Here is a 13,256-nt window from a genome sequence, read left to right as displayed (position 1 = left end):
GGGCCCGCCGTGGTGCGGGTCAGCCCTTCCAGGGTCCCGTCACGGCGAACGTCGTGCCGGGGGTGTAGCAGTTGACGTACATCGTCCTGCCGTCGGGGGAGAAGGTGACGCCCGCGAACTCGCTGTACGCCGGAGCCTGTGGTGTGCCGATGTTCTGGCGGTTGCGGGCCATGGCGTAGACCTCGCCGCTGCGGGTGACGCCGTAGACGTGCTGGATGCCGCTGCCGTCCTCGCACACCATCAGGCCGCCGCTGGGGGCGAGGCAGATGTTGTCCGGGGAATCGCCGGGCAGCTGCACATCGGTGTCCGGGCCGAAGACGATCACCAGGGTCAGACGGCGGCGCCGGGGGTCAAGGCGCCAGATCTGGCCGTAGTGGTCGGCCCCCGAGCCGTTGCTCCTGCGGGCGAACGACGACACGAAGTACACGCTGCGCCCGCCCCAGTAGCAGCCCTCCAGCTTCTGCGCATGGGTGATGCCCCCGGCCCCGAAGTCCTGCAGCCGGATCGGCGTCGACTTCGCCAGCGGGTCGGGTACGTCGACCCACTGCACCCCGTCGAACGAGGTGCCCGCCTCCTGGACCACCGACAGGTCCGGCACCCCGGGCACCCGCATCGCCTGGAGCCGGCCGCCCGCGCGCAGCGAGCCGGGGCCGCCCAGCGGCTTCTCCGGCAGGAAGCGGTAGAACAGGCCGAACGGCTTCTGGAAGGCGTCCTCCGTCTCGTAGACGATGCCGCGGCCGGGGTCGACCGCGATCGCCTCGTGCGCGAAGCGGCCCATGGCGGTCAGCGGCACCGCGCCGCTGCGGTGCGGGTCGACCGGGTCCACCTCGAAGATGAAGCCGTGGTCCTTGGTGTATCCGTTGGTGCCTGCCTTGTCCTCCGTCTCCTCGCAGGTCAGCCAGGTACGCCACGGGGTCGGGCCGCCCGCGCAGTTGACGGCCGTGCCCGCGATCGACACCCGCTCGGACAGGACGCGGTTGCGGGAGTCGAGGGTGAGCGTCGTACAGCCGCCCTTGCCCATCGGGTCGTACGTCAGGCCCGGGACGGTGGGGACGATGATGCGGCCGGTGACGCGGTTCTCGTGGTTGCGGACGAGATGGACGCGGCCGCCTCTGCCCGGCAGGGCGGTCATGCCGTCGAAGTTGGAGGGCACCGGGCCCTCGCCGGAGCGCAGGGCGTCGCCCTCGCGGGAGAGCACCCGATAGCGGAAACCTTCCGGCAGATCGAGCAGGCCGTTCGGGTCGGGCACGAGCGGGCCGTAGCCCTGATGGCCGAGGCCCTGCGCGGCGGCCGTACCGGTGAACAGCTCCGAGAGGGCTCCGGTGAACGCGATACCGGCCCCCACGGCCCCGGAACGGGCCAGCGCCTGACGACGAGTCATGGACATGGTGCAGCCTTCCTGTTGGCGGACAGGACTGACCAGGCGTGTCTATCACCCACAGGGCCCCGCGGGAACTACGCGCGTCGCAGGAGTCACCGGTCCGGTGGCGGCTGCTGCGCCTTCTCGAGGAACCTCAGCAGCTCCACCGGGAACGGCAGCACCAGCGTCGAGTTCTTCTCCGCCGCGACCGCCACGATGGTCTGGAGCAGGCGCAGTTGGAGTGCGGCCGGGGTCTCGGACATCTGCTGTGCGGCCTCGGCGAGCTTCTTCGACGCCTGCAGCTCGGCGTCCGCGTTGATGACCCGGGCCCGGCGCTCACGGTCGGCCTCGGCCTGACGGGCCATCGAGCGCTTCATGGTGTCCGGCAGCGACACGTCCTTGATCTCGACGCGGTCGATCTGCACACCCCAGCCGACGGCCGGACTGTCGATCATCAGTTCCAGGCCCTCGTTGAGCTTCTCGCGGTTGGACAGCAGATCGTCCAGCTCGCTCTTGCCGATGATGGACCTCAGCGAGGTCTGCGCCATCTGCGAGACCGCGAACCGGTAGTCCTCGACATTGACGATCGCGGCCGCCGCGTCCACCACCTTGAAGTACACGACCGCGTCCACCCGCACCGTGACGTTGTCCCGGGTGATGCCCTCCTGGGCCGGGATGGGCATGGTCACGATCTGCAGATTGACTTTGCGGATGCGGTCCAGGCCGGGCACGATCAGCGTCAGCCCCGGGGCGCGCGGCTTGTCGCGCAGCCGGCCGAGCCGGAACACCACGCCGCGTTCGTACTGCTTGACCACCCGGGCCGCCGCCGCGACGTAGACCAGACCCGCCGCGCCCGCCCCCGCGGCCACCGCCAGCAGCTCCTGGAGCATGACGACCTCCTCGGCCGGAGGGCTCGATTGCCCGCTCCTGTCACGATATGCCCGGTGCCCGGTCCGGGGCCATGAGCGGGCGCGGACCGGGCAGGGGCCGGACTCAGGGGCCGACTCAGGGTGCGGCGACCTCCACCGGCTCGGTGGCGGCCGCGGTGACCTTCACCGGCTCGGCGCTGGTCGCGCTGTGCCGCTCGGACCAGCCCTGGAGTGCCGTACGGAAGGCGTGGTCCAGGTGGTGCAGCCCGGACAGGTCCAGCTCCACGGGCCGGTCCTGGGGCAGTGCCTCCAGGCTGTCGAGGACCTTCGGCAGCCTGAGGAAGGTCGCGTTGCCCGACAGATGCACCTGGATGGGGCCCGCGCCCTTGTCGACGACCTCCAGACGGAGGTTCGAGGCCTCCCACGCCGTCTTGACGATGGCGAGGCCCAAGCCGATGAGCACGCCCTCGAACATGCTGACCGAGACGATCGCCAGCGCCGTCACCGCGAGGATCACCGCCTCGCCGCGGCTCTCGCGCCACAGCGGCACGAGCGCGCGCACCGGTATCAGCTTGGCGCCGGCGTGGATCAGGACGCCCGCCAGGGCCGCGATGGGGATGTACGCCAGCACCTGCGGCAGCAGGGCGGCGAACAGCAGCAGCCACAGGCCGTGCATCACCCGGGCGGCCTTGGTGCGCGCGCCCGCCTGGACGTTGGCGGAGCTGCGCACGATGACCGCGGTCAGCGGCAGGGCGCCGAGCAGACCGCTGACGGCGTTGCCCGCGCCCTGTGCGACCAGCTCCTTGTCGTACTCGGTGCGCGGCCCGGAGTGCATCCGGTCCACGGCCGCGGCGCTGAACAGCGACTCCGCGGAGGCGATCATGGTGAACGCGACGATGGTGGCGAGCATCCCGGGGTCGGCCAGGTCGCCCAGCGTGCCGAGGGAGGGCAGCCGCACCGAGTCGAACAGGCCGTGCACCTCGACGGTGGCCACCGGCAGGCTCAGGGCCACCGAGGCGAGGGTCGCGAGTCCCACCGCGGCGAGCGGACCGGGCACCGAACGCACCTTGCCGGGCAGCCGCGGCCACAGCACCAGCACGGCGATCGTGCCGGCGCCCAGGGCCAGCGAGGCGAGCGAGGAGGTGTCCGTGAGGGCGTCCGCCAACGCCCCGGGCACACCGGCGATCTTCTCCAGGCCCGAGGAGGGCGCCTTGGTGTCGGCGAGCGCATACAGCTGTCCGGCGATCAGGACCAGACCGATACCGGCCAGCATGCCCTCGACGACGGACACGGATATCGCGCGGAACCAACGGCCCAGTCTCAGGCTGCCCATGAGGATCTGGAGCAGGCCGGTGGCGAGCACCATCACGCCGAGCGCGGCGAGGCCGAACTCGGAGACGGCCTCGAAGACCAGCACGGTCAGCCCGGCCGCCGGGCCGGACACCTGCAGGCTGCTGCCGCGCATCACTCCGGTGACGAGGCCGCCCACGATGCCGGTGACCAGGCCGAGTTCGGCCGGGACACCGGAGGCGACGGCCACGCCGACGCAGAGGGGGAGAGCGACCAGGAACACCACGAGGGAAGCGAGGAAGTCCTGCTTCAGGTGGGGGGATATGTGGGGGTGTATGGACATGGCGCGCCTCACAGGGCCTCGAACGCGTCGGACTCCGCGCGGTGTTCGCGCACGGCACCGGTGTGCACCTCGTAGTACCAGGCGTGGGTGCGCAACCGCCCTTCTGTCAGGGCCCGTTCCACACAGGGGTAGGAACGCAGCCGCATCAGCTGGGCGAGGACGTGGTGCTGCACCGCGGCGGCGACGGTGGGGTCGTCGCGGTCCGCTGCGGCCGGCTCGCCGGCGGCGTGCGCCAGCCAGTCCCGCACGGCCGGCACCGCGTCGAGGTCGTCGCCCCGGACCAGCGCCCCGACCGCGCCGCAGTGCGAGTGGCCGCAGACGACGACGTCCTGGACGCCGAGCACGTCCACGGCGTACTCGATGGTGGCCGCCTCGGCGGTGGGGCGGGCCGGGTCGTGGGGCGGGACGATGTTGCCCGCGGTGCGCAGCTCGAACAGCTCGCCGGGTCCCGATCCGGTGATCAGGGCCGGTACGACCCTGGAGTCGGAGCAGGTGATGAACAGAACGGTGGGCGACTGGCCCTCGGCGAGCCTGGCGAACTCCTCAGGGCGCTGTCCGAACGTACGGGCGTTGTCGATGAGGGGTTGCATGGGTTGGCCTCCTGGAGGCACGGCAAAGCAGTATGCCGCGTCCCAATGGTTGGTCAACAGATGGTCAAGAAACACGTTAGCCCGGCAAAGTCGCTTGCAGGGTGAACGCCGTGTTTCCGACCGGAAAGAGCCGCGAAAGGGCGGGTCAGTGGCCTGATCCCGCCCTTGTGCGCGCGTACTATCTGATGTTCGGTGATCTGTTCAGGACTCCACGAGACGCTTGGCGTCCCGAGCCAGCGCGGTCAGCCGGGAGATGGCCCGGAAGTACTTCTTCCGGTAGCCCCCCTTCAGCATCTCCTCGCTGAACAGCCGGTCGAACGGCAGCCCGGAGGCCAGCACCGGCACCTCACGGTCGTAGAGCCGGTCGGCCAGGACGACCAGCCGCAGCGCCGTCGACTGGTCCGGCACGGGCGTCACACCGGTGAGGCACACCGCCCGGAGGTCGTCGGTCAGCGCGCCGTAGCGGCTGGGATGCACGCGGGCGAGGTGCTCCAGCAGGTGCGGGAAGTCGTCGAGGGAAGCACCCGGGGTGGCGTAGGCGGCCTTCGTCACCCGGTCGTCGGAGTACGGCGCCGGGGCCTCGGGCAGGCCGCGGTGGCGGTAGTCCTCGCCGTCGATGCGCAGGGCGCGGAAGTGGGCCGACAGGCCCTGGATCTCGCGCAGGAAGTCGGCCGCGGCGAACCGGCCCTCGCCGAGCTTGCCGGGCAGGGTGTTGGAGGTGGCCGCGAGGGCGACGCCCGCGTCGACCAGCTTGCCGAGCAGGGTGGAGACCAGGACGGTGTCGCCCGGGTCGTCCAGCTCGAACTCGTCGATGCACAGCAGCCGGTGCCCGGAGAGGGTCTTCACCGTCTGCTGGAAGCCGAGCGCGCCGACCAGGTTGGTCAGCTCCACGAAGGTGCCGAACGCCTTCAGGGAGGGCTCCGCCGGAGTGGCATGCCACAGGGAGGCCAGCAGATGGGTCTTGCCGACGCCGTAGCCGCCGTCCAGGTAGACGCCGCGCGGCCCGGCCGGGGCCTTGGGGGTCTTCGCCCGGCCGAAGCCGAAGAGGCCGCGCCGGCCGGCGCCGGTGGCGTGCGCGCCGCCCAGTCCGGCCGCGAAGTCCTCCAGGACCCGGACCGCCTCGGTCTGGCTGGGCTGGTTCGGATCCGGGATGTACGTGCTGAAGCGCACCGAGTCGAACCGCGGCGGCGGCACCATCTCGGCGACCAGCCGGTCCGCGGGGACGTGCGGCTCGCGGGCGCACAGGGACAGCGGGGCCGGGTCGGCTATCGGGTGGAGGCCGGAGGCAGCGGGGGAGGACGACACGGTTCCCCAGCTTAAGCGGCGTGGAACACTGCGGAACATGCGACGCCTGTTCCCTGTGACCGATGAAACAGCAGCCCCGGCCTCCGAGACCCGGGAAAGGGGCGACCACGAGTGGAGTCTGTCCGAGCTCGCCGCCGCCTACGCCTATCCCCGGACCGGCCCCGAGGGCCCCGAGGTGTGGCTGCGCGCCAACATGGTCTCCACGCTCGACGGAGCCGCCCAGCACGACGGCCGCTCGCAGCCCATCTCCACCGCGACCGACATGCGGATCTTCGGCACGCTGCGGGCGCTGGCGGATGTGGTCGTGGTCGGTGCTGAAACGGTACGCCAGGAGGGCTACCGCCCGGCACGCGTGCGTGCGGAGTTCGCCGCCGCGCGCGAGGCCGCCGGTCAGGCCCCCGCGCCCGCGATCGCCGTGGTCACCGCCGGCCTGGACCTCGACTTCTCGCTGCCGCTGTTCACCTCACCGGCCGTACCCACCCTGATCCTCACCGGCGCGGCCGCCGCGCCCGACCGCAGGGCTGCCGCGGAGAAGGCCGGCGCGCAGGTGGTGATCGCCGGTGACGGGGTGGGCGTGGACCCCGTACGGGCCGTCCGGGAGCTGGCCGGGCTCGGGCACACGCGGCTGCTGACCGAGGGCGGGCCGCGGCTGCTGGGCCAGCTGATCGCCTCCGGCGTGCTCGACGAGCTGTGTCTGACCGTCTCGCCGATGCTCACCGCGGGCGATGCGCAGCGGATCGCGGGCGGCCCGTCCGTCACCGTTCCGCGCCATTTCGAACTCGTGTCCCTGCTGGAAGAGGCCGGGTTCCTGTTCAGTCGCTACCGTCGGTCGTGAAATCAGCGGAATGTGCCGTTCCGTTTAGCTTCCGCTGGGCAAACTTAGACCGGCAGTACCCGTGCGATCACGGGGCAGGATGGTTTCCGCAGGGCCTGGAACGGCCCACGCAGGACGGAGGGCCCATGGGGCCCTCGAACAAGAAGGGGCGCTGGTGTTCACAAGCGTTTTGATGATCGAGAAGGCCCTGACGTCCGCCGACGTGGAGTTCGTCACGACCTTGCACGGGGACGAGCAGGTCTCCTTCCACGTGCTCCTCCAGCCACGCGGCGAACAGGCGGACCGGCTGCTGCGCGCCATCGACGACATCGCCCTCGGCGAGCTGGACGAGGCGGTGCGGGAGGGTTCCACGCCGGAGGGCGACGTGGCGATGAACGTCGGGGAGAAGGCGCTGGAGGTCTCCTTGACGGCGTTGCGCACCGCGGGGTCCGAGGCGGAGGGGCGGCTGGTCGACGACCATCCGCTGGAGGCGCTGAAGGGGCTGGTCGCGGAGGTGGGGGCCGACGAGGTGATCGTGCTGACCGACCCCCACTATGTGGAGGAGTTCTTCCACCGGGACTGGGCTTCCCGGGCTCGGCACAAGGTGGGGGTGCCGGTGCTGAAGCTGTTCTCGCACAGCAAGGCGTAGCTGTCGCCCTCTCGCCGTCGGGGGTGCTGCCGGGTTGCGTGCGTCGGCCGTCCGTGGCTGGTCGCGCCGTTCCCCGCGCCCCTGGGGGCATTAGGGTGGGGCCCTACCTTCTCGTATCGCAATCTTGGGAGAACACGCATGGCACCCGGCCTTCCCACCGCCATGGAGCGACCTCACTTCATCGGTATCGGCGGGGCCGGGATGTCCGGGATCGCGAAGATCCTCGCCCAGCGCGGGGCGGCCGTCGCCGGCAGCGATGCCAAGGAATCGGCGACCGCCGAAGCGCTGCGGGCGCTGGGCGCCACCGTGCACATCGGGCACGCGGCGGAGCACCTGGCGGACGATGCGAGCTGTGTCGTGGTGTCGTCGGCGATCCGGGCGGACAACCCGGAGCTGGCGCGGGCGGCGGAGCTGGGCATCCCCGTGGTGCACCGGTCCGACGCGCTCGCTGCGCTGATGGAGGGCCTGCGGCCGATCGCGGTCGCGGGCACCCACGGCAAGACGACCACCACCTCGATGCTGGCGGTCTCGCTCGGCGCGCTCGGCCGGCAGCCGTCGTACGCGATCGGCGGCGACCTGGACGCGCCCGGCTCCAACGCGCTGCACGGCGAGGGCGAGATCTTCGTCGCCGAGGCGGATGAAAGCGACCGCAGCTTCCACAAGTACGCGCCCGAGGTGGCGATCGTGCTCAACGTGGAGCTCGACCACCACGCCAACTACGCGTCGATGGACGAGATCTACGAGTCGTTCCAGACCTTCGCGGGTCGGATCGTGCCCGGCGGCACGCTGGTGATCTCCGCCGACCACGAGGGCGCCCGGGAGCTGACCCGGCGCGTCGCCGGGACCGTGCGGACGGTGACGTACGGCGAGGCGGCGGACGCGGACGTGCGGGTGCTGTCCGTCGTGCCGCAGGGGCTCAAGAGCGAGGTCACCGTCCTGCTGGACGGCGAGCAGCTCACCTTCACGGTGTCGGTCCCGGGCCGGCACTATGCGCACAACGCGGTCGCCGCCCTCGCGGCGGGCGTGGCGCTGGGCGTCCCCGCCGCCGAGCTGGCGCCGGCGTTGGCCGCGTACACCGGGGTGAAGCGGCGCCTGCAGCTCAAGGGCGAGGCGAAGGGCGTGCAGGTGATCGACTCCTACGCCCACCACCCGACCGAGATGACCGCGGACCTGGAGGCGATGCGGGCGGCGGCCGGTGATGCGCGCATCCTGGTCGTCTTCCAGCCGCACCTGTTCTCCCGCACCCAGGAGCTGGGCAAGGAGATGGGTCAGGCGCTGGCCCTGGCGGACGCCTCCGTGGTCCTCGACATCTACCCGGCCCGTGAGGACCCGATCCCCGGGGTCACCAGCGAGCTGATCATCGAGGCGGCGCGGGCGGCCGGCGCGGACGTCACCGCCGTGCACGACAAGGGCGAGGTGCCCGAGGCCGTCGCGGGAATGGCGGGGCCCGGGGATCTCGTTCTCACCATGGGAGCGGGCGATGTCACCGACCTCGGCCCGCACATCCTGGACCGTCTGTCCCAGTGATCTGCGTGAGGAATGAGGGCTCATGTCGTACGACGTCGAGAAGCCGGACGAGCAGTGGCGCGCGGAGCTGACCCCGGCCGAGTACGCCGTGCTGCGGCAGGCCGCCACCGAGCCCGCGTTCACCGGTGAGTACACCGACACCAAGGCCAAGGGCGTCTACTCCTGTCGCGCCTGCGGCGCGGACCTGTTCACCTCGGAGACGAAGTTCGAGTCGCACTGCGGCTGGCCGAGCTTCTACGACCCGCGGGACTCGGACGCGGTGGAACTGATCGAGGACCGCTCGCACGGGATGGTCCGCACCGAGGTGCGCTGCGCCCGCTGCGGATCTCACCTCGGGCATGTGTTCGAGGGTGAGGGGTATCCGACGCCGACGGACCAGCGGTACTGCATCAACAGCATCGCGCTGCGTCTGGCGTCGGACGAGGGCTGACCTCCGAGGTTCTCGGCGCCTGCTGTGCGACTGACGTTGCTCGTCATGCAGCGGCGCCGGCCCTGGTTCCACTGCCGTTCCCGTGCATGGTCTTCATGCCCCTCGACCCTGACGCCCTCCACGGGGTGCAAGGTCTGCGCGACCAGCCACGACGAGCCCACAGCCCGAACACAACAGATCCCGGCGGAACGCATCCGCACTCCACACTCCCGCAACACCCGCCGTCTAGACTCACCGGGCGACAACCGCTGCCGAACCACCGGAGGGTCTCCGTCTTGATACGGATGGATTCAGTCACCAAGCGGTACCCGGACGGCACCGTGGCGGTCGACCGGCTCTCCCTCGACATACCCGACCGCGCGATCACGGTCCTGGTGGGCCCCTCCGGCTGCGGCAAGACGACGACCCTCCGCATGATCAACCGGATGGTCGAGCCCACCGCCGGCACGATCGAACTCGACGGCGTCGACATACGGCAGCAGCCGGTCAACACCCTGCGCCGGTCCATGGGTTACGTCATCCAGAACGCCGGCCTCTTCCAGCACCGCACAATCCTCGACAACATCGCCACCGTGCCCCGGCTGCTCGGCTGGGGCCGGGCCAAGTCCCGCGAGCGCGCCCGCGACCTCATGGACCGCGTCGGCCTGGACGCCGCGCTGGCCCGCCGCTACCCCTACCAGCTCTCCGGCGGCCAGCAGCAACGCGTCGGCGTGGCAAGGGCGTTGGCCGCCGACCCGCCGGTGCTGCTGATGGACGAGCCGTTCTCCGCCGTCGACCCCGTGGTGCGCAAGCAGCTCCAGGACGAACTCCTGCGTCTGCAGGACGAGTTGGGCAAGACGATCGTCTTCGTCACCCATGACATCGACGAGGCGGTCAAGCTCGGCACCATGGTCGCCGTGCTGCGCACCGGTGGCCGGCTCGCCCAGTTCGCCCCGCCCGCCGAGCTGCTCTCGAACCCCTCCGACGCCTTCGTGGAGGACTTCCTCGGCGCCGACCGCGGCATCCGCCGGCTGTCCTTCTTCGGCTCCGCGGGGCTCGGCCTGCTCACCACGCCGATCGTGGCCGTCGACTCCACCGCCGAGCAGCTCGCCGCGCGGGACGGCGCCGAGTTCCCCTACCTCCTCGTCACCGACCTCGACGGCAGACCGCTCGGCTGGGGCGAACGCGGCGACCTGGTCGCGGGGGAGATCGAGGCCGGGCAACTCCTGCCGTACGGCCGCCCGTTCATGCCCGGCGAGGACTCGCTGCGGGCCGCCCTCGACTGTGCCGTGCTGTCCCCGACCGGCTGGGCCGTCGCCGTGGACGCCGAGGGACGCGCCGTCGGCGTCGTCTCCCAGGCGACGATCGGCGAGGCCATCCGAGGCGCCCACGCGGCGGGCCGGGAGGGCGGGGCCGGGGCGTCCGGCCGCAGCGGCGCCAAGGTCGCCCGATGAACCGCTTCTTCGACATCCCCAGCGACCTCCAGCACAGCTGGCTCGGCCTGATCGGGCTGCATCTGCGCGAGGCGCTGCTGCCGGTTCTCGCCGGACTGCTGCTCGCCCTGCCGCTGGCCCAACTCTGCGTCAGACTGCGCTGGTTGTACCCGCCCGTGCTGGCGGTGACGACCGTGCTCTACGCGATCCCCTCGCTGGCCTTCTTCGTCGTCCTCATCGACTACACCGGGCAGAGCGAGCTGACGGTGATGATCCCGCTCACCGTCTACACGCTCGTCGTCCTCGTCCCGGCGATCGTCGACGGGGTGCGCTCGGTGCCGCCGGAGACCCTCGCCGCCGCGAAGGCGATGGGCTTCGGGCCCGTACGCCGGTACGCGCAGGTGCAGTTGCCCATCGCGGTGCCGGCGATCATCGCCGGGCTGCGGGTGGCGACCGTCTCCAGCATCTCCCTCGTCAGCGTCGGCATGCTGATCGGCAACCAGGGCGCCCTCGGCAACCTGCTGCACGACGCCAGCATCTACAACCGGCCCGAGCTGGCCTGGAACGCCGTGCTCACCATGGCCGCCCTCGCGGTCCTCGTCGACGCCGCCCTGGTCGTCGTACGCGTCCTGCTGACCCCCTGGATGCCCGGAGGCACCCCCTCACGGAAGACCGACAGCCGGTGAACATCCTCGACTTCGCCCGTGCCTTCTTCAGCGACGGCGCCCACTGGCACGGCTACGACGGCATCCCCACGCGCCTCGCCGAGCACATCCAGTACACCCTTCAGGCGCTGGCGCTGGCCGCCGCGATCGGGCTGCCGGTCGGCCTGGTCACCGGCCACTACGGGCGCGGCGGCAACGTCCTCGCCCTGATCGCCACCGCCGGACGCGCCCTGCCCACCTTCGGCCTGCTGGTGCTGCTGACCATGACGCTGGGCTTCGGGATGCTGCCGGTGATGGTCCCGCTGGTCGTGCTCGCCGTCCCGCCGATCCTGGTGACCACCTACGAGGCCGTGCGCTCGGTCGACCCCTCCCCGGTGGACGCGGCCCGCGGCATGGGCATGCGCGAGCGGGACATCATGCTGCGCGTCGAGCTGCCCGAGGCGCTCCCGCTGGTCCTCGGCGGGCTGCGCACGGCCGCCGTGCAGATCGTCTCGACGGCCACCATCGCCGCGTACGTCAGCTTCGGCGGGCTCGGCCGCTACATCATCGACGGCCTCTACCAGCGCGACTACGAGAAGGTCGTCGGCGGCGCCACCCTGGTCGCGGGGCTGGCCCTCGCGACCCTGGCCCTGTTCTGGGCGGCGGGCCGCCTCGCGGTGTCACCGGGGGTGCGCAGAAGCGCCTAGGGCCTGTCGTTTGGATCAGGTCGGCTGAAAGGGACTGCGCTTCTTGGCCGGGTCGAGCGGGGTCTGGTGGGTGCAGCTGCAAGGCGGAGGAGGGCGTCGACGCGATGGGGGTCCCCCCGCGCGAGCTCGATTCGAGCGTGGGGGAGTCGGCAACCGACGACAACGCCGCTGGGGGTCCCCCCACGCCCTTAAGGCAGTGGGGGAGTGCGTGCCAGGCCCCGCGACGCCGGCATGATCCAAACGACAGGCCCTAGCACGGAGGCGGCCGGGGTCAGGCCTCCTGCCGGGCCAGGGCCAGTTCCAGCACGGCGAGCAGGGCGTCGCGGACCGAGCCGCGGTCGCGGGCGTCGAAGACGACGACCGGGACGGCGTCGGAGACGTCCAGGGCCCAGCGGACCTCCTCCAGGGTGTGCTCGACGCGCCCGTCGAAGGCGTTGAGGGCGACCGCGAAGGGGATGCCGCGGTGCTCGAAGTAGTCGACGGCGGCGTAGCAGTCGTCCAGGCGCCGGGTGTCGACGACCACCAGCGCGCCGACCGCGCCCTCGACGATGTCGTCCCACATGAAGCCGAACCGCTCCTGGCCGGGCGTGCCGAACAGGTAGAGCTTCAGGGTCGGGTCGATGGTGAGGCAGCCGAAGTCCATCGCCACGGTGGTCGTGGTCTTGCGCGGGGTATGGGTCAGGTCGTCCACGCCGGCCGCGACCTCCGTGATCGGGGCCTCGGTGGTCAGCGGCTCGATCTCGGAGATCGCGCCGACGGCGGTGGTCTTGCCCACGCCGAAGCCGCCCGCGATCACCAGCTTCACCGGCAGCGGCGGGCGGGCCGCGGTCCGGCCGGCCGGCGGACCGGCGAACTGCTCAGTCGGAGTCACGCAGTGCCCCTCGGGGAGTCGGGGATGGCGCGCAGGCCCTCGATGACCCGGCGCAGGACGGACGCGTCGTGGGTGTCGGCCGTGTCGGGCACGTGCACCGTCAACTGCCCGGCCGCGCGCAGGTCTTCCGCGAGCACCCGGACGACGTTCAGATGCAGCCGCAGCCGGGCCGCGAGCTCCGCGATCGACAGCGGCTGCCGGCACGCGGCGACGATGTCGTGCCTCTCGAAGGAGAGCCCGTCGAGCGCGGCGAGCCCGTCCACCGTGGCCACCACCTGGGTCTCCACGGGCATCGGCCGGCCGGTCGCGGTGGGCGCCACCCGGCCCGCGGTGAGCAGGAACGGCCGTACGGCGGCGACGGGGCCCTCGGGCCCGGGCTCCGGCACGAGCCCCTCCGCACCGGTGCCGCGGTCCGCCGCCATGGGGATGTACGTCCTCCCGCCCG

The 13,256-nt window shown here is 71.6% G+C and carries 13 protein-coding genes and 1 pseudogene; 7 read left to right on the top strand and 7 right to left on the bottom strand.

Annotation, left to right across the window (positions count from 1 at the left end):
- Positions 1-19: 19 nt before the first annotated feature.
- From ACIQ6Y_RS05055 to zapE, 5 genes are all read right to left on the bottom strand, one after another.
- On the bottom strand, positions 20-1,387 hold the full coding sequence (locus ACIQ6Y_RS05055; RefSeq protein WP_404033053.1) for a PhoX family protein: 1,368 nt from the start codon (positions 1,385-1,387) through the stop codon (positions 20-22).
- 86 nt (positions 1,388-1,473) lie between these two features.
- Positions 1,474-2,250: a slipin family protein gene (locus tag ACIQ6Y_RS05050; RefSeq protein WP_404033050.1), complete on the bottom strand. Its 777-nt coding sequence runs from the start codon at positions 2,248-2,250 to the stop codon at positions 1,474-1,476.
- Positions 2,251-2,365: 115 nt separating this feature from the next.
- Positions 2,366-3,862: a SulP family inorganic anion transporter gene (locus ACIQ6Y_RS05045; protein ID WP_404033047.1), complete on the bottom strand. Its 1,497-nt coding sequence runs from the start codon at positions 3,860-3,862 to the stop codon at positions 2,366-2,368.
- An 8-nt stretch (positions 3,863-3,870) separates the two neighbouring features.
- Positions 3,871-4,452: a carbonic anhydrase gene (locus ACIQ6Y_RS05040; protein ID WP_404033044.1), complete on the bottom strand. Its 582-nt coding sequence runs from the start codon at positions 4,450-4,452 to the stop codon at positions 3,871-3,873.
- A gap of 201 nt (positions 4,453-4,653) precedes the next feature.
- A complete protein-coding gene (gene zapE, locus ACIQ6Y_RS05035) occupies positions 4,654-5,757 on the bottom strand; it encodes a cell division protein ZapE (protein WP_404033041.1) in 1,104 nt (367 codons plus the stop codon).
- 37 nt (positions 5,758-5,794) lie between these two features.
- On the opposite strand from zapE, the gene ACIQ6Y_RS05030 reads away from it, so the two are divergent.
- From ACIQ6Y_RS05030 to ACIQ6Y_RS05000, 7 genes are all read left to right on the top strand, one after another.
- A complete protein-coding gene (locus ACIQ6Y_RS05030) occupies positions 5,795-6,592 on the top strand; it encodes a pyrimidine reductase family protein (protein WP_404033039.1) in 798 nt (265 codons plus the stop codon).
- Positions 6,593-6,746: 154 nt separating this feature from the next.
- Entirely contained in the window at positions 6,747-7,220 is a 474-nt protein-coding gene (locus ACIQ6Y_RS05025) for an indole-3-glycerol phosphate synthase (RefSeq protein WP_404033036.1), read from the top strand.
- A gap of 138 nt (positions 7,221-7,358) precedes the next feature.
- A complete protein-coding gene (gene murC, locus ACIQ6Y_RS05020) occupies positions 7,359-8,747 on the top strand; it encodes a UDP-N-acetylmuramate--L-alanine ligase (RefSeq protein ID WP_404033033.1) in 1,389 nt (462 codons plus the stop codon).
- A 22-nt stretch (positions 8,748-8,769) separates the two neighbouring features.
- Positions 8,770-9,177, top strand: coding sequence for a peptide-methionine (R)-S-oxide reductase MsrB (gene msrB / locus ACIQ6Y_RS05015; RefSeq protein ID WP_404033030.1), 408 nt, complete (start codon positions 8,770-8,772; stop codon positions 9,175-9,177).
- A 275-nt stretch (positions 9,178-9,452) separates the two neighbouring features.
- Entirely contained in the window at positions 9,453-10,610 is a 1,158-nt protein-coding gene (locus tag ACIQ6Y_RS05010; protein ID WP_404033027.1) for an ABC transporter ATP-binding protein, read from the top strand.
- Positions 10,607-11,275, top strand: coding sequence for an ABC transporter permease (locus ACIQ6Y_RS05005; protein ID WP_404033024.1), 669 nt, complete (start codon positions 10,607-10,609; stop codon positions 11,273-11,275). The genes ACIQ6Y_RS05010 and ACIQ6Y_RS05005 overlap by 4 nt, the downstream gene beginning before the upstream one ends.
- Positions 11,272-11,940, top strand: a complete 669-nt coding sequence (locus tag ACIQ6Y_RS05000; protein ID WP_404033020.1) for an ABC transporter permease — start codon at positions 11,272-11,274, stop codon at positions 11,938-11,940. Before ACIQ6Y_RS05005 ends, ACIQ6Y_RS05000 begins: the two co-directional genes overlap by 4 nt.
- A 271-nt stretch (positions 11,941-12,211) precedes the next feature.
- Here the strand turns inward: ACIQ6Y_RS05000 and ACIQ6Y_RS04995 are convergent, their stop codons facing one another.
- Complete coding sequence (locus tag ACIQ6Y_RS04995; protein WP_404033018.1) at positions 12,212-12,811, bottom strand: GTP-binding protein; 600 nt, start codon at positions 12,809-12,811, stop codon at positions 12,212-12,214.
- A pseudogene (locus ACIQ6Y_RS04990) lies at positions 12,798-13,233 on the bottom strand (DUF742 domain-containing protein). Before ACIQ6Y_RS04990 ends, ACIQ6Y_RS04995 begins: the two are co-directional and overlap by 14 nt.
- Positions 13,234-13,256: the final 23 nt, after the last annotated feature.

It is taken from the genome of Streptomyces sp. NPDC096205 (assembly GCF_044763135.1).
Classification (GTDB): domain Bacteria; phylum Actinomycetota; class Actinomycetes; order Streptomycetales; family Streptomycetaceae; genus Streptomyces.
Note: the sequence above shows the minus strand (reverse complement) of the source record. Positions and strands in the feature narration are given on the sequence as shown.

Excerpts from the sequence above, each read along its gene's own strand:
- ACIQ6Y_RS05045 (WP_404033047.1), bottom strand. The coding sequence starts at position 3,862 with ATGTCCATACACCCCCACATATCCCCCCACCTGAAGCAGGACTTCCTC.
- ACIQ6Y_RS05055 (WP_404033053.1), bottom strand. The coding sequence starts at position 1,387 with ATGTCCATGACTCGTCGTCAGGCGCTGGCCCGTTCCGGGGCCGTGGGG.
- ACIQ6Y_RS05005 (WP_404033024.1), top strand. The coding sequence starts at position 10,607 with ATGAACCGCTTCTTCGACATCCCCAGCGACCTCCAGCACAGCTGGCTC.
- ACIQ6Y_RS05040 (WP_404033044.1), bottom strand. The coding sequence starts at position 4,452 with ATGCAACCCCTCATCGACAACGCCCGTACGTTCGGACAGCGCCCTGAG.
- ACIQ6Y_RS05030 (WP_404033039.1), top strand. The coding sequence starts at position 5,795 with ATGCGACGCCTGTTCCCTGTGACCGATGAAACAGCAGCCCCGGCCTCC.
- murC (WP_404033033.1), top strand. The coding sequence starts at position 7,359 with ATGGCACCCGGCCTTCCCACCGCCATGGAGCGACCTCACTTCATCGGT.
- msrB (WP_404033030.1), top strand. The coding sequence starts at position 8,770 with ATGTCGTACGACGTCGAGAAGCCGGACGAGCAGTGGCGCGCGGAGCTG.
- ACIQ6Y_RS05050 (WP_404033050.1), bottom strand. The coding sequence starts at position 2,250 with ATGCTCCAGGAGCTGCTGGCGGTGGCCGCGGGGGCGGGCGCGGCGGGT.